The sequence below is a fragment of the Streptomyces sparsus genome (assembly GCF_054776295.1).
The window spans coordinates 1-1,169 of the sequence record NZ_BAAHCA010001237.1 but is presented as its reverse complement, the minus strand read 5'-3'; the positions used below and the strand labels follow the sequence as shown (position 1 = coordinate 1,169).

Annotated in this window: 1 protein-coding gene; it reads left to right on the top strand. The window is 74.9% G+C overall.

The features are described from left to right. Positions 1–1,125: geranylgeranyl reductase family protein (locus ACYVE9_RS27620; protein WP_461030622.1), on the top strand; the 1,125-nt coding region annotated here is incomplete at its 5' end. Positions 1,126–1,169 lie beyond the last annotated feature (44 nt).

Here is a 1,169-nt window from a genome sequence, read left to right as displayed (position 1 = left end):
TCGGCCGCGCACGCGGCCGCGGTCGCCGGCCGCCGGGTCCTGCTGCTGGAAAAGGCCGAACTGCCCCGTTACAAGACGTGCGGCGGCGGCATCATCGGCCCGTCCCGCGACGCCTTGCCGCCGGGCTTCGAACTGCCCCTCCAGGACCGGGTGCACGCGGTGACGTTCTCGCTGGACGGCAGGCTGAGCCGCACCCGCCGCTCCCGGCACATGCTCTTCGGTCTGGTCAACCGGCCCGAGTTCGACCAGCGGCTGGTGGACTCGGCGGTGCGGGCCGGTGCCGTGCTGCGCACGGGCACCGCCGTGGCCAGGGTCGAACAGCACGGCCCCGCGGTGCCGGACCGCCGGACGGTGGCCGTGGTGCTCGCCGGTGGGGAGACGGTGCTCGCCCGCGCGGTGGTCGGCGCGGACGGCAGCGCCAGCCGGATAGGGGCGCACGTCGGAGTGCGGATGGACCAGGTGGACCTGGGCCTGGAAGCGGAGATCCCGGTGCCGCCGACGGTCGCCGAGGACTGGGCGGGCCGGGTGCTCATCGACTGGGGGCCGCTGCCGGGCTCCTACGGGTGGGTCTTCCCCAAGGGTGACACGCTCACGGTCGGGGTGATCTCCGCACGCGGCGAGGGAGCGGCCACCAGGCGTTACCTGGAGGACTTCACCGCGCGGCTGGGACTGGCCGGTTTTGAGCCCCGGGTCTCCTCGGGCCACCTCACCCGCTGCCGTGCCGACGACTCACCGCTGTCCCGCGGCCGGGTGCTGGTCTGCGGTGACGCGGCCGGCCTGCTGGAGCCGTGGACCCGGGAGGGCATCTCCTTCGCCCTGCGGTCGGGACGGCTGGCGGGGGAGTGGGCGGTGCGTGTCGCCGAGTCGCACGACGCGGTCGACGCCCGACGCCAGGCGCTCAACTACACGTTCGCCATCAAGTCCGGCCTCGGCGCGGAGATGGGCGTGGGCCGCAGCATGCTCACCGTCTTCTCCCGGCGGCCGGGTCTGATACACGCGGCGCTGACCGGATTCCGGCCGGCGTGGAAGGCGTTCGCGCGGATCACCCGCGGGTCCACCACGCTGGCGGAGATCGTCCGCAGCCACCCCGCCGCCCGCCGGACCATGGAGGCGCTGGACCGGTGACCGTCCGCCGCCGCGGTGACCGTCCGTTGCCGTGGCGCCGGCCG